The sequence below is a fragment of the Parabacteroides sp. AF14-59 genome (assembly GCF_003479515.1).
Lineage (GTDB): Bacteria > Bacteroidota > Bacteroidia > Bacteroidales > Tannerellaceae > Parabacteroides > Parabacteroides faecis.
This window is the reverse complement of the sequence record NZ_QUHH01000005.1, coordinates 108,352-128,943: the sequence shown is the minus strand read 5'-3', so window position 1 is coordinate 128,943 and position 20,592 is coordinate 108,352. Positions and strand designations below refer to the sequence as shown.

Genomic DNA, 20,592 nt, shown 5'->3' with positions numbered 1-20,592 from the left:
CAGATAAGGTGCAAATGTAATAAGAAAATTAACGTTATTCGTACGTTAAAGATCTATTTTAGACTTATTGACCAAAATAATCAGCAAATGGAAGAAAGGGGTTTTACAATGAACCAGGGGTTATGCAAATCCTCTTTGTTGTATTTCAACGGAGTTCGCCCATCAATATGAAAGACATCGCATCCGGCTCCTCTTGCAATAGCGTGACCGGCAGCCGTATCCCACTCCATCGTCGGCGCAAAACGTGGATAAATATCGGCACTACCTTCTGCTACCAGGCAGATTTTCAAGCTACTGCCACTACTGATAAGCGTAACAGGCTGGCCTTGCTTCCGCAGGTTCTCAATAAAATCCGTTGTCTCCGGACTCTGGTGTGAACGGGAGGCAACAACGACAATTCCCTGATGTGCCATAGAAACGGGTAGACGGTTTGCATTTTGCATGATCTCATCCATAGAAGGCTGATGATCACAATCCGCCACCAGCTTATATGCGCCCAAGGAATCCGCCGAGAAATACAACTCTTTCCGTACCGGAACATAAATAACCCCCAGAACAGGTACACCCTTTTGGATCAAAGCGATATTCACAGTAAACTCACCGTTCTTTTTGATAAATTCCTTGGTTCCGTCCAGCGGATCCACCAGCCAGAATGTTTCCCACGAAGAACGTTCGGCATAAGGAATATCCTTTCCTTCTTCACTCAATATCGGATATGGAGTTACGGAAAGAACATTCATGATCAGTTTATGAGCTGCTTTGTCGGCTTTCGTCAAGGGAGAATTATCGGCTTTGCGTTCAATTTCAAAATCAGATGCAGGATCTGTATAAATATCCATGATAGCTTTCCCGGCGTCTATCGCTGCCCGGACAGCAATGTAAAGATTGTTCGAATAGTTCATCATCACTCATATCTATTAAGTTTGTAATAATACAAATATAATGTTTTTTCCGAACAAAACCATCTATGAAAGCTATTTTATTTCAAACGCTACAAACTATTCACGTATTCTCAGGCATCCAGTAGGACCAAATTGTATTTCTGGCTACCGACACCTATTGCCTCTGCATGCTCAAGGGTATGGATGCCGTGTCGCGACTCCATCCGTTCGATCAAGTGCTTGCGTCCTTCGTCCGGCGAGTTATATACCATATCCACACAGGCTTTATCCAATGCGACCGGGTCAAGAGAAGCCAGAATGCCAACATCTGCCATTTGCGGATCAGCCGGGTGGGAATCACAATCGCAATCTACCGACAACTTATTCATCACACTGATATAAAGTATTTTATCACCGCAATGGTCGGCAACAGCTTTGGCAGCTTCAGCCATCGATTCCAGAAAGAAATCCTGTTCGGGAAGATTTCCCCACATCTCCGAAGCATTCCGGGTCGTACCGGCAGAATGTATCCAGGCTTTACCGGAAGAAGAAGCAATACCGATAGATATATTCTTTATAGCACCACCGAAACCTCCCATCGCATGCCCTTTGAAATGAGAAAGAACAACCGTGAAATCGTAGTTTGCATAATGTGAACCGACAAAGTCTTCTTTCAGATGCGTCCCACCTTTTACCGGCAAACTAATCTCTCCTTCCTCATCCATGATATCCACCTTCGCGATAGAGGTAAACCCATGGTCCGCAGCCGCTTTCAAATGACTTTCCGTATCAGATCGTCCGCCGCCGTAAGCGGTATTACATTCGACAATGGTACCGTTTACTTTCCGTACCAGGTCGCCAATAAGCTCCGGTTTCAGGTAATTATTTCCACCAGGCTCTCCTGTGCTTAGTTTCACCGCTACTTTTCCTGTAACCGAACGTCCGAGTGCCTCATAAATACGCACCAGGCTCCTGGGAGAAATTTCACGCAACATATAAACTGTTGCTACTTCTCCGGACGGGTTATTTGTGTGTCCTTCTTCTCCCGCCTCTTCACCTGACCTGCCATTTGCCGAACAGGCTGATAACGGGACCAGATTCGATGTTAACAAAACGCCTCCGGCTGCTACCGAAGCCTTAATAAATCCACGCCGCGTAAATGACGACATCTTTCTTTTTCCACTCATAAGTAATACATTTTATTTTAATGCAAATGTATCTGTATTCCTACTTTTAACTTGTACCTATATTACATATATTTTTACCCAAATCACTGTTTTACTTTAAATCTTCGAATAACACAATAAACATCTATAAACCAACGTTTAATACATCAAGAAAGTAATTATTAACTTTAAACATATAAGAAATGAAATCATTAAAATCGGTATTTAAGTTTTGGCAAGAAATTATTTTTATAGTTTCAACCGGATCATTGCTTATTGGAAGTACAAGAGGCGTCATCAATTCGCAGTCAATGGATATATGGGATATTTTGCTCGTATGCTGGGTACTTCCTTTATTTATTTGCCTTATCGGACAATTTTTCTGGAAAAAGAAAAGCCTGGCTATCATCCTATCCGTACCTCTGGGATTAAGTTCCGTGATTACTATTTTTATGGCTTTGTATGGTATATTCAATAGTCCGTCTTACAAAACGGAAAGTATTGCGATGCTTATCATCGGAACAGTCTTAGTGCTAGCGGCGTTAAAAATGCCTTTTAAATATGATGTTAATAAAGTACATGTGGAATCCTAACGCAAGATAATAGACATACTCTTGATTATTTTTGCCGGCAAATAATTAGAGAGTAAACCTATTTCAAAAATAAACAACAAAAGGGACAACCCTTTTTATTACTAACTATAAACCGAGTCAACCCTTTTTATTGATAGGCAGAAAGTAGTCAACTAAAATCGTTAAACTACACCTTGAAAGTGTTTCATTGGGTAGAAACAAGTGTTTCACTTAGGAGAAACAACTGTTTCATTATATTGAAACAATAAATTCCCCCCTATGAAATAACCGGTATAACTTTATAAGGAATTCAATTTCCCTTCAGTCTTCTTTATTTGAAATACAAAGCATACACACAGATCGAAAGCTAAAACATAATATTAGTGTTAGCAGCGGCCGGTATACACAACACAGTTAATCCATCTCTACCACCCGATAAACTTAAATAAAGACACAACAGCAACACTACAAAATACCTTTATTTTATTATTTTTGTACAAGAGAATCATCATCCGGCTATCAAACGGATATAAACAACAAAATAATGGAAAAAGCAAACATCACGTTATACACAGTAATCGGCAACCCGGACCGTATCGTAACCTCTATCCGGGATCGGTTCAAAGAGATGACAAAAGAGCTTACATCAGAAAACGGGGCTATCATCCTGACACTTGCAGATGACTCTAACATCACTTTCAACATCAGCCATCAACAGGATAAACCGGACTTTATCGCATCGCATACAGCCGGTATGGCCAACTATTTCGCTTCCGCCCAGACACCATTGGTCGAACTGAAAGAAAATGTGCTGCGTCAAATCCGCGTATTCAACTGTATAACAGGTATTACATTCGAAGTCGATGATAACGAAGACCGGACGAACTATATCATCAATTGCCTTTTCGCCGTCGCCAACGATGTGAACGGCTTCCTGCTCTATCCTAGTATGCAGATATATACGAAAGAGGGGAAACTACTGTTCTCTATCCAGGGTGAAAGCCAACTGACGGAGTTTATCCCGATCGGCAACGCAGACCTGTTGGATGCGAACCGCCCGGAAGAGGCTCCGGCTGATGTGGAAAGACGTTTACGTTCTATAGCACTCCTTGAAGCAAGAAATATTCCTTATATGGAACATTTACACAGCGAGGCGCTGGAAAGCGAAGTTAAACTCAGAAGCCGCGAAGAAATGGTGAAACGGGCGGCGGCATTATTCGCCGTTGCGGTTTATTCGGAAGTGATGTTATCGGAAGACTCCGACCGGGAAGCAGCACTCTCCTATTTTAATAAAATGGATGAATTATACGGAGTAAAATCATATATTACACCCCATGAAGCAGCATATATCAATAACCCGGAACCGGAAGAACAAGAATGTATACAGTTCGGATGGCGATATGAATGTTGCGGCGTACTGCTTTGGGCGGCTGGTGTGGTAGACGATCTGTCTTATCCTTCCACTATCATCGACGTCCCCGTCCTTGCTGCCATTTTCTGGCAACACAAAGGTATCAAAGATCTACTTTCCAAAGGATTTGCACGTCCCGAAACTGAAATACTGGATGCCGCCGATATGACATTACGTTATGATTGGGCTTGCGTGGATGCACGTATTCATGGAAAAGAAGCGCCTGCCTCACTCGACGGAGGAGTCGTCATGGAACGTCATTATGCTTTCAACTGGATCATCGGAGCTAATAACGGAGCCGATTGGGATCATATTCAACCGAATACATAAGAAACAAGATTCTAATAATGCATAAAGAAACAACTATGGATAAGATAAAAACCGGATTAGCGGCCTACGGAATGTCAGGACAAGTTTTTCATGCGCCGTTTATCAGCACGAACCCCCACTTTGATTTAACGGCTATCACAGAACGCAGCAAAAACCTGGCAAAAGAGCGTTATCCCGAAACACATATTGCCCGTAGTTTTGATGAGTTGCTCGACATGAACGACCTGGAACTGATCGTTGTCAACACTCCCGACAGCTCCCATTACGACTATGCCCGTCGCGCACTCGAAGCCGGCAAGCATGTGATCGTAGAAAAGCCATTTACACAAACTGTAGAAGAGGCGAACGAGTTGGTAACCCTTGCCACAGAAAAAGGTCTGACATTAAGCGTCTACCAAAACAGACGCTGGGACAGTGATTTTCTAACGGTTAAGGAGATATTGGATAAAAAATTAACGGGCAGATTGGTTGAGTTCGAATCGACCTTTCCCCGTTTCCGTAATTTTATTAAACAAGGGACCTGGAAGGAAACAGGCGAAGCCGGAGGCGGAATAACTTATAATCTGGGAGCACATCTGATAGATCAGGCGGTACAGTTATTCGGTATGCCGGAAGCCGTCTTTGCCGATATTGCAGTTTTACGTGACAACGGGTTGGTCGATGATTATTTCATTATTCATTTATTAAGGCCATCAAAAGCACCGGACGTGAGAATTACCTTAAAAGCCAGCTACCTGATGTGCGAACGGGAGCCACGGTTCACGCTGCACGGGACAGACGGATCATTCGTCAAATATGGCCTCGACAGACAGGAAGCCGACCTGACAAACGGCCTAATGCCTGATACGCCGCATTGGGGAGAAGAAGATCCCGAAATCTGGGGATTGTTGCATACAGAAAAGAACGGTCTAAATATACAGGAGAGATATCCGAGTATTCCGGGTAATTACGGTGCCTTTTACGAGAACATTTACCAGCATATCCGTAAGGGAGAGACACTGCTAAGTGATGCCCGTGGAGTGATAAATGTAATACGCCTGATCGAGGCTGCCTGGGAAAGCAGCCGATCAGGGAATGTCTTAAATTTGAACCCGTAACAAAAGCGCACTTTACTCTTATACGATCCTCAATCCCATAAATATAATTTGCTCATTATTTCCAGATTATAATTATCTTTTGATAACAATTTAGCTATATATACAGATATTTATCGTAAATTTGCGACGATTCTCTCTAAAATAGCAAGTAGAGAGCTCATTGCAATAACCAATTTTACATGTAATGAAACAAGACAAGATCATTTTCGACATCATTGAGAAAGAACATCAGCGCCAGTTAAAAGGAATCGAGCTGATTGCTTCTGAAAACTTTGTGAGCGACCAGGTGATGCAAGCCATGGGTAGCTGTCTGACCAACAAATACGCCGAAGGTTATCCCGGCAAGCGCTATTATGGTGGTTGTGAGGTAGTAGACCAAAGCGAGACGATTGCTATCGAACGGTTGAAACAAATCTTCAATGCTGAATGGGCAAACGTTCAACCTCATTCAGGAGCACAGGCAAATGCTGCTGTATTCCTGGCAGTTCTTAATCCCGGGGACACATTCCTCGGTTTGAATCTGGCTCATGGCGGGCACCTTTCACATGGTTCTCCAGTAAATAGTTCAGGTATCTTATATAGAGCAACAGAATATAATGTAAAAGAAGAAACCGGTCGTGTCGATTACGACCAGATGGAAGAAGTAGCACTTCGTGAAAAACCGAAACTGATCGTCGGTGGCGGTTCTGCTTATTCACGTGAATGGGATTACAAACGTATGCGCGAAATCGCTGATAAAGTAGGCGCATTATTGATGATCGACATGGCCCACCCGGCCGGTCTGATTGCTGCAGGTTTGCTGAACAATCCGCTGGAATATGCTCACATCGTAACTTCAACGACACATAAGACATTACGTGGTCCGCGTGGCGGTATCATTCTTCTGGGTAAAGATTTCGAAAACCCATGGGGAAAGAAAACTCCCAAAGGCGAGATCAAGAAAATGTCTCAACTATTGGATTCTGCGGTATTCCCGGGTATCCAGGGAGGTCCTCTGGAGCACGTAATTGCAGCTAAAGCCGTTTCTTTCGGTGAAGCACTGGAACCTGAATACAAAACTTATCAGGCTCAGGTTAAAGCAAATGCTGCTGCTATGGCTAAGGCTTTTATCGACAAAGGATATAAAATCATTTCTGATGGTACGGATAACCACAGCATGCTGATCGACCTGCGCAAGAAGTTCCCCGAACTGACTGGTAAAGTAGCCGAAAAAGCATTGGTTGCTGCAGATATCACTGTAAACAAGAACATGGTTCCGTTCGACAGCCGCTCTGCTTTCCAGACTTCAGGTATCCGCGTAGGTACTCCGGCTATCACGACTCGTGGTGCCAAGGAGCCGTTAATGGCTGAAATTGTTGAATTGATCGACACAGTTCTTTCTGCACCGGAATGTGATAAAACAATCACTGCTGTTCGCGAAAAAGTAAACAGCATCATGAAAGAATATCCAATCTTCGCATGGTAAAACACAATGTATAGGAGTTGCGTTCACTCGCGCTCCTATACATTATATTATATATAAACCGTATAAGCGGCAAAAATATCTGTTTAACCGGGATAAATACCGGGACGACCGCTAGGGCCGCCCCTACGAAAAACAAAATTCACAATTATCAATAAACTTATTCTTGAACATGAAGAAGCTCATTTCAATGTGTGCCGGCGCAGCACTTTGTATACTTGCGTCATGCAGTGAAGGGCCAACTAAGCAGATGCCTTACAATCAGGGTATCAATGTTATTCCGACGCCTGTAAGTCTGACCCAGAATGAAGGGGTCTTTAAAGTAGGTAAGAATATGGCTTTCCAGGCTTCCACCCCGGAGGCAAAAGTCATTGCCGAGTATTTTGCTTCAAAGATCAACCAGGCAACAGGTTATAAGACCACTGTCGGAGACCAGGCTGTTTCTAACGGAATCTCGCTCGTACTCGACGATGCGTTAGACGTAAATAACGAAGGCTACACACTGGACGTTACCACCAACGGCGTAACCGTAAAAGCCAAAACTCCTCAAGGCTTATTCTATGGTATGCAGACTTTCATGCAGTTATTGCCTGCAGAGATCGAAAGTCCGGCTGTTGTAAACGGTATCGCATGGACAACTCCATGCGTAACGGTAAAAGACGAACCGCGCTTCGCTTATCGTGGTTTCATGCTGGATCCTTGCCGTCATTTTATCCCTGTCGAGAACGTAAAGAAACAAATCGATGTTTTGTCTTTATTCAAAGTAAATACAATGCACTGGCATTTGACCGACGATCAGGGCTGGCGTGTCGAAATCAAGAAATATCCGAAGCTGACAGAGATCGGTGCAAAACGTATCGAAGGTGAAGGAACCGAATACGGTGGTTTCTATACACAGGAAGAGATTAAGGATGTTGTAAAATATGCCGCAGACCGCTTTATCACCGTTATTCCTGAACTGGAACTCCCGGGACACGAAATGGCCGCTATCGCTGCTTATCCCGAATTATCCTGCAAAGGCGAACAAGGTACTCCCCGTATCATCTGGGGCGTTGAAGACATCGTTATGTGTGCAGGCAAAGAAGAACCATTCAAGTTCCTGGAAGATGTGATCGATGAGATCGCTCCGATGTTCCCCAGCGAATACTTCCATATCGGTGGTGATGAATGCCCGAAGATCAGCTGGAAAGAATGTCCGCTTTGTCAGAAAAGGATCCAGGAAGAAGGTCTGAAAGGGACTAAAGAACATAGCGCAGAAGAGCGTCTGCAAAGCTATTTCGTACAACGGATGGAAAAATATCTGGCCGAAAAACATGGCAAAAAAATCATTGGCTGGGATGAGATCCTGGAAGGCGGACTCGCTCCTTCTGCAACTGTCATGTCATGGCGTGGTGAAGCCGGAGGTATCGCTGCAGCTAACATGGGACATGATGTGATCATGACTCCGGGAAGTGCCGGTATGTATCTCGACCAATACCAGGGAGATTCCAAGATCGAGCCGGTTACTATCGGCGGATATGCCACAATCGAGAAAGTATATAACTACAATCCGGTTCCCGATACACTGGTCGCAACAGGTAAAGCACAACATATCAAAGGTGTTCAGTGTAATAACTGGTCTGAATACATGTATAATACAGACTTGATGGAATACCGTATGTATCCTCGTATGCTTGCTTTATCCGAAATCGGATGGAGTCCGCTGAATCGCAAAGATTACAAAGATTTTGAACGTAGACTGGACAATGCACTGGTTCGTCTGGATGAACACAACATCAACTACCAGATCCCGCAACCGGAACAACCGAACGGTTCTTCTAACTTTGTTGCATTCACAGATAAGGCTTCTCTTGAATTTAAGACTACACGCCCTGTCAAAGTGGTATATACGATCGACGGAACAGAACCGACTGCAGAATCTACGGTCTACTCAGCTCCTATCGAATTCACCGAATCAGGTATATTGAAGATCCGCTCTGTTTTGCCTTCCGGTAAAATGAGCAAGACTCGTACGATCACCGTAGAAAAACAGGCATTGGCTCCGGCCAAAGAAGTTGCTAAAACAACTCCGGGACTGGAAATGCAGGTTACTGACGGCATGTTCCTTGAATCATCGAAACTGGCTGATGTGAAGGAATGGAAGAAGTCTACAATGAAAGATCTTCGTGAACTTACCAGTGTCGTTAAGAGTAGCGAGTCGATGAGAGGTGTAAAACAGTATGCTGCCGTTGCTACCGGTTATGTAAATATTCCGGAAGATGGCGTTTATTATATTTCTTCAGACAATGAAGAAGTCTGGATCGACGGCAAACTGCTTATCAACAACGGCGGTGAAGTAAAACGCTTCTCCCGTCACGACACATCTGTTGCTTTAGCAGCCGGTTTACACGAGATCAAGGTTGTATTCCTTGGACATATCATCGGCGGATGGCCTTCTAACTGGAATGACGGTAGCGTAAAATTACGTAAAGCCGATGCAGAGAAATTCACTCGCATCACTCCGGAAATGCTGGTTCATTAATTGAAAATATCTTCCGGGGTCTCGAAAACCCCGGTCAAACGTTGAAAAATGCTTTCCGAGATCTCGGGAAGCATTTTTTAATGGTGAAAGTGACTTTCCGAAGTCTCGGGAGTCGACTTTAAACGTTTTTCAACCATCCGAGGACTCGAGAGGCCTATTTTTAATCAATCTTCAGCTTCATTATCGTGATCGAATTAGGCGGAAAGGAATAAACCATCGGTCCCCCTAATGAGAAAGATACATTTTTCGATACCGGGATAATCCTTGTAGGATCTTTAAATGTATTACGAGCCGAAGGATCTCCCGCTAACTGAAGGATCTCAGCATCATTCTTAACACCGGTACCTTTTATATTCAACTCTGTTTTTTCTTCATGCTGTGTCGTATTGACCACTTTCAGTATGATCGTATCAGTCTCTTTATCCAAAGTCGCTACGGATACAAGTGAAGGCAGAGGAGGCAATACAACCTCATGCAACAACACACCATCCACATAACAGCTAACTGTTTCATCTTTACAAACGACTTTCACATCATACCAGCGATTACTCTCAAAAGAATATGCTTTAGGAGAGCGCAACGTATCTTTAACAGCACCCGATGAGCGGTAGAACTCACAGGAACCCGGAGTGATGGAAACGGCAATATGGTCATTCGCTTCTCCATTCTTTCCATTATCCCGCACACGTAGCTGAACCGGTCCGCTCCCTTTATTCCTTCTTAGCTTCATAGAGAAAGTATAATCATGGGCTGTAGAATCCCCCATCAGAACATAGTTCCAACGGTTGGCATCAGGTGTTAAAGTTCCGTTATTCACTTTCCAGCCACCGGTCCGGACCATAGCTTCCGTTACCGGTTTTCCATCGATCCTCACATCATCAAAGTCATAACTATTATCAAACAAATCGATTCCGGTATATCCGAACGTCACCTGTGGCTTATTGTACGTATTAATTTCCGTTTTCAACAGATCATCACCCCGATTATCCGAAAACATCTTCAGCATATAATAAGAAGGCGACCCTATAGCACTGTTATTATTAAATGAAACAGCCGGATACCTCTGGAAGTCATAATTCACATTTCCCAATACAGGTGCATAAGCCAGATGTTTTACAACCTCCGGACTGTTCTCTACCCCCAGCAGAAAGCAAGCCTCTCCTATTGCAGCCCGTAACGTTCCCTGCAAAGAAGCATCTCCCATACTGAATTCTCCGATGAATACAGCAGGGAATCTTCTCAGATATTGTCCGGTTTCATACCTGTTATGATTCGCGATCAGAAAGTCCTCACCGGAATAGAAATGGTAATCCGTCCACTCTGTTCTGTTTTTCCCTGAAATAAAAGAACTTTTGATCACAGTAATTTCAGGATAAGCTTCATTGATTGCTTTTTTAAACAGATCAAAACGTTTGGAATATTCCTGTCCATAGTTTTCACTACCGACCTCTATGTATTTCAGATCAAAAGGTGCCGGATGCCCATTCTTTGCACGCATCGCACCAAATGTCGAATCTGCCGGTTGATTGGCATAAGCGATGGCATCCAATGCATCTTGTACTAACTTATTCATTGCCGTAATATCCTCATAACGCGGACGTCTGCTCTGACTGGTAACCCCACTGTTTATCACATAGAGCGGTTCTGCATTCAAATCTTCACACATCTGCAGATATTCATGATATCCCATCCCATTCGTCGAACCATAGGCCCAAATATTCCAGAAATTCCTACGCGTAGAGATATCACCTATCGTTTCATGCCAGACCGGATATGTCCCGGCTGTATATCCTTCAACAAAACTGCCTCCCGGAAAACGAATGAACTGAGGATTGAGCGCAGAGATCATCTCCATCAGATCAGGACGCAAACCATTAGGTCTGTCTTTCCATGTTTTTTGAGGAAATAAAGAAACCATATCCATCCAGAATACAATGGAAGTATCGGCTGTAATTGCTAAAACGGCATTATCGGTGTTTTCCGAAGCCGTGAACGTGTGTTTATATTTTCTCCATTCATATATCGGAGACACATTAAAAATATCACTTAACGGTGCCCCTATCACGGAATCTCCGATAAATATACTTACTTTTTTAGGAATCATCGAACCGCCTTTCAGGAATAAAGACAACTCATATTTTTCTCCCTTACGTATGGAAAGTCCATTATAACCCGTTGCAGCGACTCCTCCTCGTCCCGACTCCGAGGAGACAGCAACAGAGACCAGCAAAGATCGCTTATTCTTATCATTAATCAATTCCTGTCCATCAGGCCACATACTGGTATTGGATGAGATTTTTCGCCATCCGGGCAATGAATCGGAACGAATAAAAGGAATTGTCCATCCGTTCGGAGTACTTAAAACATTTCGTTTTGCATCATACGGACAGTTCAAAGGAGGCACTCCCTCTTCAAAGCTACGATTTTGTATCATCTCCGCATACAATCCACCGTCGATAGCATGATTTATCTCTTCTATTGTTACTCCATACAATTTTTTATTCACAGGAACAGAAAAACCGTCCATATCAATCACTATCGATGACGTAACAGGCATTTCCGGCTGGCATCCGGACAACAACAAAACAAGTATAGCGCTTATATTTAATGCTTTAAAAGGTATATTCATTTCTTTGTTTATCAATTCAAAATAATGACTACATTTCGCCTTGCAAACTTAAAGAATAATTTCCACATATATCATTCTTTGAGAAAAAGACTATTCCACATTAAAAACCTTTGATTTTTATACTCTTTATTAAATAATTATTTTAATTTTGTGCATTGAAGCATACAAAAAAAGCACTAGTATAAGAAAAAACATGAAACAGTCAATTTTATTGGTTGATGATAAGCCGGAAATAGCAAAGATTATAATGCTGTATTTGTCTTCATTGTATGAAGTCACATATAAAGAAAATCCGATAAAAGCTATAGCATGGCTTAATGAAGGTAATATTCCTGACGGAGTTATATCCGATTTGAATATGCCTGAGATGAGCGGAGAAGAATTTTTGTGCTATTTAAAGGCAAACGAACTTTTCAATCACATTCCGGTACTGATCCTCTCTAGCGTTGAAAGTAGCGCTAACAGAATCCGTCTTTTTGAAGAAGGAGCAGAAGATTTCATTCTGAAACCTTTTAATCCTGAAGAACTGAGAGTCAGGGTTAAGAGACTCTTGAGATAAGTACTTAAACACCAGGGTAAAAACGACATTAGTATGGAATATATCTTTTGGGGGAATAATATTCCTTTAGCAACTCACCTACGAGAAACTCTGCAATGCAAGATTTCCGAATGTCTCACTTTCCAACAGTTAAAATCAAATCTCACCCTTATCAATGAGGTTGATTTTTGCGTATTTGTGGAAAGACAGGATATATTAACGGATATACCGACCATCACCCAGCTTCATAAAATGTATCCGGCTCTCTATATCATTTTAATAAGCGAGCCATTACGTAAAGAAGAGAAAATACCTTATCTGAGAGCGGGTATCGATTGCATGATCTCAAAAAAGACCTCAAAAGAAGACATGCAAAAGTTGTTGTCCGTCGTCATCGATTTCAAAGAAAAAGAGAAATCCAGAAAAGATAACCCAATTTCATCTCTGGCTGAATTTCATTTGCCGGTATGGAAACGTTCATTCGATATTCTGGCTGCCGGATCAGCGATCCTTTGTTTGTCACCCATACTTATAACAACGGCATTAGCGATACTTTTTGAAAGTAGAGGAAAAGTTGTATACAAGTCGAAACGTGTAGGCAGTAATTATAAAATTTTCGATTTTTATAAGTTCCGCTCCATGTATGCGGATGCAGACAAAAGACTTGCAGAGTATCAGAAACTGAATCAATACACTAAAAAAATAGCGGACGAAGAGTTGTTTGACTCTTCGTCCGCTGCAGAGGATCCTCTGCAGGCCACTTCCGGCAATATTGAACAGGATATACTTTTATTCTCAGATAATCTAAGTACATCCGAAAACGATTATCTGAAAACCAAACGCACAGAGCGTTCGAACGCTTTTTTCAAGCTGGAAAACGATCCGCGAATCACCCGTGTGGGACATTTCATCAGAAAATATAGCATAGACGAACTCCCGCAGCTATTCAACATTTTAAAGGGCGACATGTCAGTTGTAGGAAACCGACCGCTTCCTTTATACGAAGCCGAATTACTCACGAGCGACGAATATGTAAACCGCTTTATGGCTCCTGCCGGCCTGACCGGCTTATGGCAGGTAGAAAAACGCGGAGGTGCAGGAAAAATGTCCGCTGAAGAACGAAAGCTTCTGGATATCAAGTATGCGAAAGAATTTTCTTTCCGTATGGATATGATGATCATTATCAAAACATTTACGGCATTCATTCAAAAGGAAGATGTATAGAGATTCAAAGCTAATGAAAAACATTTTCATTATATTATTACTGATAAATACTTCCTACTGTTTCTGCCAGAAAAATAAAAGCAACTATTTTAATAAGGCAACTACGGTAGAAGTCACTACTATGGTTAACAACGACTCCATACAAGCAATGCTGGACGATTATGAACGGATTCAGTTACCTCCTCTTTCTGTCTTTTTACAATCTGTTTACGATCATCCTTCTATTAAAATTTATGAAGCAAAACGAGAAGAAGCCAACGCTGAGATGAAAATATCAAGAAGGGAATGGCTGGACTATTTCAGAATATATGGACAATACCAATATGGAAGAATTGTCCAATTATCATCAACAGAAACAGTGGACGATCCTATGTTCACGACCAGTCTGGGCAGCAATCAAAGTACATACAGCGCAGGTTTCTCCGTTTCAGTTCCTTTTGGCGATCTATTTAGTCGTAAGCAAAAGATAAGAGCAAAAAAAGCACATTTTCGTCAACTGGATTATGAATATGAAATGTCGATCGAGGAACGAAAGTTGAAGATATTAGAAGCATACAATGATGTTCTACAATCTTTAGCAACTTTAAAAGCGAAGTCTGACGCAGCTGCACTATATAGCGCTCAAATGAAAATATCCGAGCAAGACTTCATCAATGGGAAAATTGGAATAGGCGAACTTTCTATAGAAAAAGGAAGACGAACAAATGCTATTATTCTTTATCAGGAAGGACGAACTACCTTGCATAATGCAGTCACTCTGTTAGAAATGCTTACAAACGTAAAGATCATAAATAGATAACTTATGGATATCACACTCTATATATCCCGTTTTCTACATCGTATCCGTTACCAACTAATACTGGGTTCACTTGTCGTGACAGCATTAGTTGCCTACTTTACGCAATTTATGCAAAAGAAATATACTGTAAATACATCTATATATACAGGTATTACATCAAATACAGGATTAGAAAGCGAAAGTAAACCGGATTGGATGAGTGTGAACAATACGTTCGATAATCTGGTAAATCTAACCAAATCAAAAGGTACTTTAGAAACTGTATCTATGAAATTACTGGCTACCAACCTGATTAACGGGGATGCTAATATCGATAATAAATATATATCAGCTAAAAACTACCAAAACTTGATTACACTTGTGCCCAAGGAAGTCCTGAACCTGGTCGACAAAGATTCATTTGAGAAAACAGTAAACAATCTTGAAAAATATAAACAAGGCGATACGCATAATTTCTTATACAGATTATTTAATGGGTTCGCCCCGTACTATAGCTACGGATCATTATCCCAAATCATTGTAAAACGTTTAGGTAACAGTGACTTAATCGATATTGCTTATACCTCTACAGACCCGGGAATCACATTAACAACCGTAAAACTGATCAGTGAGGAATTACGTATTTCATATAATCAACTGAAATATAAAACAGCTGATGACATCGTAAAATACTATGAGAATGAGCAAAAAAGGCTGCGCGAGCAATTGAATAAACTTGAAAACGAACTAACAGATTATAACATTCAAAATAGCGTAATCAATTATCAGGAACAAACAAAAGCAATTGCCGGTTCATTTGCTGATTTTGAAAATAGACACGAAGAAGTTATCCGCAGGATAAATAGTTCTTCACAGTTAATAGAAGGTCTTGAAGAATATATGAAAATCCGTATCAAACTGGTAAAAGCAAATGATGAATTTATCAAAGCATTAGAAGATATTTCAAAAATAAACGGTAAAATCACCGAAATTGAAATTTTCACTACGGAAGAAGCCCAAAACGATGATCTGGAACTATTGAAATACAAAGAAGAATTAAAAAATGCCGAGAAAAAAGTTGCAACATTAACAGAACAAATAAATAACTACAAAGAAAGTAAAGAAGGTCTTTCAATTGACGGTTTAGTCAACGAATGGCTCTCACAAACGATCATCAACATAAAAGCCAAAGCTGAATTAAAAATATTGGATCAAAGAAAAAAAGAATTTGCGGAACAATATAAAACATATTCTCCTGTCGGAACACAAATCAACAGGCAAGAACGTGAAATCCATGTTACCGAAGAATCTTATTTGCAAGTGTTACATGCTCTGAATATGGCAAAGATGAAACAAAAGAACCTGCAGCTTACCACTGCAACATTAAATACCATCTCGGAGCCTGCATTCCCTTTGTTTAGTGATAAAAGCAAACGAATGCTACTGATCATTGCTGCATTTGCCGGAAGCATAATATTCATTATTGGTCTTAATTTGATAGTCGAATTATTAGACAGAACTTTACGGGATGCAGAACGTGCCCGAAGACTTACCAAAATGATCGTTTTAGGAGCATTTACAGGCAATCAACAATTAAAATACAGAGGATTCATAAAAGCATGCAACAGAATTTCAGCTGCCTATACTTGTAACCGACTGATGCAATATATGAAAAAAGGTCATACGTTCCATATCAATATATTAAGTATAGATAGAAAAGAAGGTAAAAGTTTCGTCTGCCAGTATATAACAGAATATTGGAAGGAAATTGGATTCAATGTCAAGCACTTGGTTGCAGGAATAGATTTTCCGATTGACGCAACATATTTATCTTCAGGAGAAATCGATTCTTACATAAAAGATAACGACCATCCGGACATAATCTTATTAGAATACCCTGCAATTAAAGATAATAGCCTACCGGTTAATCTGTTAAACAAAGCAGATGTTAATCTCTTAATTGCCAATGCTCGCAGAGTATGGAAAAACAGTGATGAAGAGTTTGTGAAATATCTACATGATATGGCTCAGGACAAACCATTATATCTCTATTTGAATAATGCTTCACGTGAAGCTGTAGAAGACTTTACCGGTCAATTACCCCCGGAAACCTCTATTCGTTCACTTTCAAACCGTATTATTTATATGGGATTAACAGCAAAAAACTCTGCAATTGGAGAATAACATGGATAACAGTAATTACATACCTGGCGAAACTCGTTCCGTTAAACTTCTCTATCTTTTAATATTGGTAGGGTTAGTTGGTATTCTTATGGCTTTATTATCCATGAACATACCTCTGTTTGCAGTAATTATAACATTTCCTTTTATATGTACCGGAGGAATTTTAATTTTGAGATATCCTCAATTAATGCTATTCATCATCTTTACTATCAATTATTTCATACTTGGGATCACTCGTTATATACCGATAGAAGGAATAAGTATAATTATGGATATATTATATGTTTTGACCCTCATACTGATTATTATACAAAGCGCACTCTATCACAATATCGAATGGAAAAGATGTTTTCACCTATTAAGTGCATTTTCATTGCTATGGGCATCCTATTGTATTTTGGAAATTATGAATCCAAGTGCGCTATTGGATGGTTGGATTTTATCCAGAGGATTAATTATTAACGGATTAATCATCACAGTTATAACCTCTTTATTATGCACCAAATACAAAATATTGAAAGCCATCTTATTCACTTATTCACTTTTCACAGTATTAGCGATACTGAAAACTTTTATGCAAAAATATGTAGGCTTTGATACTTTTGAAACCCGATGGCTCAATAACGGAGGTGCAACCACTCATTTAATACATTCCGGAATACGCTATTTTTCATTTTTCACGGATGCCAGTAATATGGGATCAAATATGGGAGGTGCAGGTATTGTTTTAGGTATAGCATCTTTATATATAAGAAATAGAACACTCAAGATTTACTATGTAATTGTTGCTATTGTCTCTTTATATACTATGATGCTTTCCGGCACCCGGGGAGCCATAATTGTCCCTTTGGCTGGAATAGCACTCTATACTGTTGTGAGCAAACAAACGCGATCAATAATACTAGGAAGCATCTCTTTAGCCCTAGTTTATGTATTTTTCGCTTTTACGATGATCGGACAAAGTAATTCATCGATCAGAAGAATGAGAACAGCGTTTAAACCAAGTGAAGATGCTTCATACATCGTCCGTAAAGAAAACCAAAGGAAATTAAAGGAATATCTAAAATATAAACCATTTGGAGAGGGCCTGGGATTATCCGGTGATGGTTTGGGGGTAAAACTATCCAAACGCTTTACGACTTCTATACCTACAGACTCCTGGTATGTTAAGATATGGGTTGAAACAGGAATAATCGGTTTGATCATATATATGGGAATGGTTCTTATTACTATAGGCCGTGGATCATGGATTTTAATGTTCAATATACATGATCCGGAACTTAAAGGGATATTAACAGGCTGGCTATGTGCCATATTTGGTATGTTTATGAGCGCATATGGAAACTCATTTTGGGGACAATTTCCAACAATGGTCATTGCTTTCATGGGTATGAGTTTTATTTTAAATGGAAAGTATTTTGACAAAGAACTTAGTAATTATACAAACCTTTAGTTGATAGAAATATGATAGAATTATTATTTAATATAAAGAACAATTGGATAGATAAACAAGAATATATATTCCTGCTTATCGATGCCATCCTTTTTTTACTTTTTCTGATAGCGGTTTTATATCTATTCATATTTGCTGCTTATTCAAAAAAGAAAGCTCCTTATACTTACCCTAAAGCTAATAAACAATGCCGATATGCTATATTGTTTCCTGCTTATATGGAAGATGAAGTAATCATTGATTCTGTTCAATCATTTCTCAGACAAGATTATCCCAGAGAATTATATGATGTTATTGTTGTTTCAGATCAGATGCAGGAAAAAACAATTCTTAAATTAAAAGAAATAACTGCTAAAGTCACTCAAATATCGGATCCGATAAATACCAAAATCTATGCTTTGGAAAAAGCCATTGAATATATTGAACAAGAAAAACTATCATTTGATATGGTTGTAGTCCTTGATGCTGATAATATTGTAAAACCTGACTTCTTAGACAAAATCAATGATGCTTTTTATTCCGGATGTTTAGCTATACAGACACACCGAGTTGCCAAAAACCGGGATACAAATACAGCAGTCCTTGATGCTGTCAGCGAAGAAATCAATAATTCTATCTTTAGAAAAGGACATACACGTCTCGGTTTTTCTTCCGGATTAAGCGGATCCGGTATGGCTTTCGAATACACCTTATTCAAAAACCTAATCCAGGGTATTGATAAGGTAGGTGAAGATAAACATATGGAGCGTAAATTACTCTTACAAAATATATATATAGAGTATCTGGAAGATGTATATACTTTTGATGAAAAAGTGAGAGGTAAAAAGGAATTCTATAATCAACGGCGTCGGTGGTTAGCTACCCAATTTTATAATTTGTTTTCAGGAATGTCCCAATTACCGGGGGCTATATTAAGAGGGAAATGGGATTACTGTGATAAACTATTCCAATGGATGATGCCTCCCCGCATCCTACTATTAGGTTTTGTTATCCTTATCGCCTGTTTCTTAAGTGTTATCAATATATTTCTATCAATTAAATGGTGGGGGTTATTACTTTTTATTGGTATAACTTTCAGCTTGGCTGTTCCTGATTATTTAGTAGACAAACAATTCAAAAAGGCGATTATCAGTTTGCCGGTATTGTTTTTTTTAATGTTTCTCAATCTTTTTCGATTAAGGGGAGGTAATAAACATTTTATTCATACAAAACACACTGTTAGATATGAAAATAGCCATTGAAGCACAACGCATATTTCGTCCAAACAAACATGGGATGGACTTTGTTGCCTTAGAAAGCATACGGGAATTACAAAAAGTAGACAAAGAAAATGAGTATTATATTTTTGTAAGTCCTGGAGAAGACCGCTGTCTGGAGGAAACTCCCAACATGCATATTATAGAGGTAAACTACCCCACATATCCTCTTTGGGAACAGGTGGCTTTACCTCGTGCGGTAGCAAAAATAAAAGCAGATTTACTGCATTGTACAAGTAACACGGCTCCTATCTATTGCCCGGTTCCATTGATACTCACATTGCACGATATCATCTTTCTGGAACCACGGCAAAGCGGCAACAAATCATTCTATCAAAATATGGGGTGGTATTACCGCCGGTTAGTCGTTCCTCGCATTTTACCTAAATGCAAGAAGATTATTACAGTTTCTAATTTTGAACGTAACCGCATTCAAAGCGCATTGCTTCTACCCGATAGCCAAATAACATCGATATATAACGGATATAGCCGACACTTCCGCCCAATATCCGATGTGTCGTCCGTTACAGGAAAATATATAAAAGGGAACGAATATCTCTTTTTTCTTGGAAATACAGATCCTAAAAAGAATGTTCCACGCACATTAAAAGCCTATAGCCTGTATTTAAAGAGATCGGAAAAAAAACGTCCTCTCTTGATCGCTGATTTAAAAGAAGATAAATTGGATATTATATTGAAAGAACAAGGGATAGAAGATATCAAACCTTATCTATACTATCCGGGATATATTCCCAATAAAGATCTGGCGTACCTATATAACGGAGCATATGCATTTCTATATACTTCACTCAGAGAAAGTTTCGGCATTCCCATGCTTGAAGCTATGGCATGTGGAACACCCGTGATTACTGGAAACACATCCGCGATGCCGGAAATTGCGGGAGAAGAAGGCATACAGGCTGATCCATTCAATGAAGAAGATATTACTATTAAATTACTTCAACTGGAAAATGATCATTCCTACTACATCCGGCAGGTCGAATACGGATTACAACGAGTAAACAAATTTTCCTGGGAAAATACGGCTTTGTCATTATTGGAAATCTATCGGAATATTTTAAAATAACAC

The 20,592-nt window shown here is 40.1% G+C and carries 15 protein-coding genes; 12 read left to right on the top strand and 3 right to left on the bottom strand.

Features of this window, described 5'->3' with window-relative positions; all coding sequences use genetic code 11:
- Positions 1-80: 80 nt before the first annotated feature.
- A complete protein-coding gene (gene cysQ, locus DWW23_RS07725) occupies positions 81-905 on the bottom strand; it encodes a 3'(2'),5'-bisphosphate nucleotidase CysQ (protein ID WP_122352703.1) in 825 nt (274 codons plus the stop codon).
- 107 nt (positions 906-1,012) lie between these two features.
- Positions 1,013-2,068 (bottom strand): DUF362 domain-containing protein, encoded by a 1,056-nt coding sequence (locus DWW23_RS07720; protein WP_122352702.1) that lies wholly within the window; start codon positions 2,066-2,068, stop codon positions 1,013-1,015.
- 182 nt (positions 2,069-2,250) lie between these two features.
- On the opposite strand from DWW23_RS07720, the gene DWW23_RS07715 reads away from it, so the two are divergent.
- The 5 genes from DWW23_RS07715 to DWW23_RS07695 all read left to right on the top strand — a co-directional run bounded on the left by DWW23_RS07715 (position 2,251) and on the right by DWW23_RS07695 (position 9,440).
- On the top strand, positions 2,251-2,640 hold the full coding sequence (locus DWW23_RS07715) for a hypothetical protein (RefSeq protein ID WP_147382600.1): 390 nt from the start codon (positions 2,251-2,253) through the stop codon (positions 2,638-2,640).
- Between the two features lie 523 nt (positions 2,641-3,163).
- Positions 3,164-4,360, top strand: coding sequence for a DUF4272 domain-containing protein (locus DWW23_RS07710; RefSeq protein WP_122352700.1), 1,197 nt, complete (start codon positions 3,164-3,166; stop codon positions 4,358-4,360).
- 35 nt (positions 4,361-4,395) lie between these two features.
- Positions 4,396-5,457: a Gfo/Idh/MocA family oxidoreductase gene (locus tag DWW23_RS07705; protein ID WP_122352860.1), complete on the top strand. Its 1,062-nt coding sequence runs from the start codon at positions 4,396-4,398 to the stop codon at positions 5,455-5,457.
- Positions 5,458-5,641: 184 nt separating this feature from the next.
- Entirely contained in the window at positions 5,642-6,922 is a 1,281-nt protein-coding gene (glyA, locus tag DWW23_RS07700) for a serine hydroxymethyltransferase (protein ID WP_122352699.1), read from the top strand.
- A 169-nt stretch (positions 6,923-7,091) separates the two neighbouring features.
- Positions 7,092-9,440, top strand: coding sequence for a family 20 glycosylhydrolase (locus tag DWW23_RS07695; protein ID WP_122352698.1), 2,349 nt, complete (start codon positions 7,092-7,094; stop codon positions 9,438-9,440).
- A 160-nt stretch (positions 9,441-9,600) separates the two neighbouring features.
- Here DWW23_RS07695 and DWW23_RS07690 read toward each other — a convergent pair whose 3' ends face one another.
- On the bottom strand, positions 9,601-12,069 hold the full coding sequence (locus tag DWW23_RS07690) for an alpha-L-arabinofuranosidase C-terminal domain-containing protein (protein WP_122352697.1): 2,469 nt from the start codon (positions 12,067-12,069) through the stop codon (positions 9,601-9,603).
- A 193-nt stretch (positions 12,070-12,262) separates the two neighbouring features.
- Here DWW23_RS07690 and DWW23_RS07685 point away from each other — a divergent pair, with 193 nt between their 5' ends.
- The 7 genes from DWW23_RS07685 to DWW23_RS07655 are packed head-to-tail and all read left to right on the top strand — an operon-like array spanning position 12,263 to position 20,589.
- Positions 12,263-12,628: a PleD family two-component system response regulator gene (locus DWW23_RS07685; protein ID WP_122352696.1), complete on the top strand. Its 366-nt coding sequence runs from the start codon at positions 12,263-12,265 to the stop codon at positions 12,626-12,628.
- 33 nt (positions 12,629-12,661) lie between these two features.
- On the top strand, positions 12,662-13,831 hold the full coding sequence (locus tag DWW23_RS07680) for a sugar transferase (protein ID WP_316251393.1): 1,170 nt from the start codon (positions 12,662-12,664) through the stop codon (positions 13,829-13,831).
- A 13-nt stretch (positions 13,832-13,844) separates the two neighbouring features.
- Positions 13,845-14,630, top strand: coding sequence for a TolC family protein (locus tag DWW23_RS07675; RefSeq protein ID WP_122352858.1), 786 nt, complete (start codon positions 13,845-13,847; stop codon positions 14,628-14,630).
- Positions 14,631-14,633: 3 nt separating this feature from the next.
- Positions 14,634-16,793 carry a hypothetical protein gene (locus DWW23_RS07670; protein ID WP_122352695.1) on the top strand — a complete coding sequence of 720 codons (2,160 nt, stop codon included), beginning with the start codon at positions 14,634-14,636 and terminating at the stop codon, positions 16,791-16,793.
- A 1-nt stretch (position 16,794) separates the two neighbouring features.
- Positions 16,795-18,246, top strand: coding sequence for an O-antigen ligase (locus tag DWW23_RS07665; RefSeq protein ID WP_122352694.1), 1,452 nt, complete (start codon positions 16,795-16,797; stop codon positions 18,244-18,246).
- A gap of 11 nt (positions 18,247-18,257) precedes the next feature.
- Positions 18,258-19,487, top strand: coding sequence for a glycosyltransferase family 2 protein (locus DWW23_RS07660; protein WP_122352693.1), 1,230 nt, complete (start codon positions 18,258-18,260; stop codon positions 19,485-19,487).
- A complete protein-coding gene (locus DWW23_RS07655) occupies positions 19,471-20,589 on the top strand; it encodes a glycosyltransferase family 1 protein (RefSeq protein WP_122352692.1) in 1,119 nt (372 codons plus the stop codon). The genes DWW23_RS07660 and DWW23_RS07655 overlap by 17 nt, the downstream gene beginning before the upstream one ends.
- Positions 20,590-20,592 lie beyond the last annotated feature (3 nt).

Coding starts and splice junctions, on each gene's coding strand:
- cysQ (WP_122352703.1), bottom strand. CDS start 905: ATGATGAACTATTCGAACAATCTTTACATTGCTGTCCGGGCAGCGATA.
- DWW23_RS07720 (WP_122352702.1), bottom strand. CDS start 2,068: ATGAGTGGAAAAAGAAAGATGTCGTCATTTACGCGGCGTGGATTTATT.
- DWW23_RS07715 (WP_147382600.1), top strand. CDS start 2,251: ATGAAATCATTAAAATCGGTATTTAAGTTTTGGCAAGAAATTATTTTT.
- DWW23_RS07710 (WP_122352700.1), top strand. CDS start 3,164: ATGGAAAAAGCAAACATCACGTTATACACAGTAATCGGCAACCCGGAC.
- DWW23_RS07705 (WP_122352860.1), top strand. CDS start 4,396: ATGGATAAGATAAAAACCGGATTAGCGGCCTACGGAATGTCAGGACAA.
- glyA (WP_122352699.1), top strand. CDS start 5,642: ATGAAACAAGACAAGATCATTTTCGACATCATTGAGAAAGAACATCAG.
- DWW23_RS07695 (WP_122352698.1), top strand. CDS start 7,092: ATGAAGAAGCTCATTTCAATGTGTGCCGGCGCAGCACTTTGTATACTT.
- DWW23_RS07690 (WP_122352697.1), bottom strand. CDS start 12,069: ATGAATATACCTTTTAAAGCATTAAATATAAGCGCTATACTTGTTTTG.
- DWW23_RS07685 (WP_122352696.1), top strand. CDS start 12,263: ATGAAACAGTCAATTTTATTGGTTGATGATAAGCCGGAAATAGCAAAG.
- DWW23_RS07680 (WP_316251393.1), top strand. CDS start 12,662: ATGGAATATATCTTTTGGGGGAATAATATTCCTTTAGCAACTCACCTA.
- DWW23_RS07675 (WP_122352858.1), top strand. CDS start 13,845: ATGAAAAACATTTTCATTATATTATTACTGATAAATACTTCCTACTGT.
- DWW23_RS07670 (WP_122352695.1), top strand. CDS start 14,634: ATGGATATCACACTCTATATATCCCGTTTTCTACATCGTATCCGTTAC.
- DWW23_RS07665 (WP_122352694.1), top strand. CDS start 16,795: ATGGATAACAGTAATTACATACCTGGCGAAACTCGTTCCGTTAAACTT.
- DWW23_RS07660 (WP_122352693.1), top strand. CDS start 18,258: ATGATAGAATTATTATTTAATATAAAGAACAATTGGATAGATAAACAA.
- DWW23_RS07655 (WP_122352692.1), top strand. CDS start 19,471: ATGAAAATAGCCATTGAAGCACAACGCATATTTCGTCCAAACAAACAT.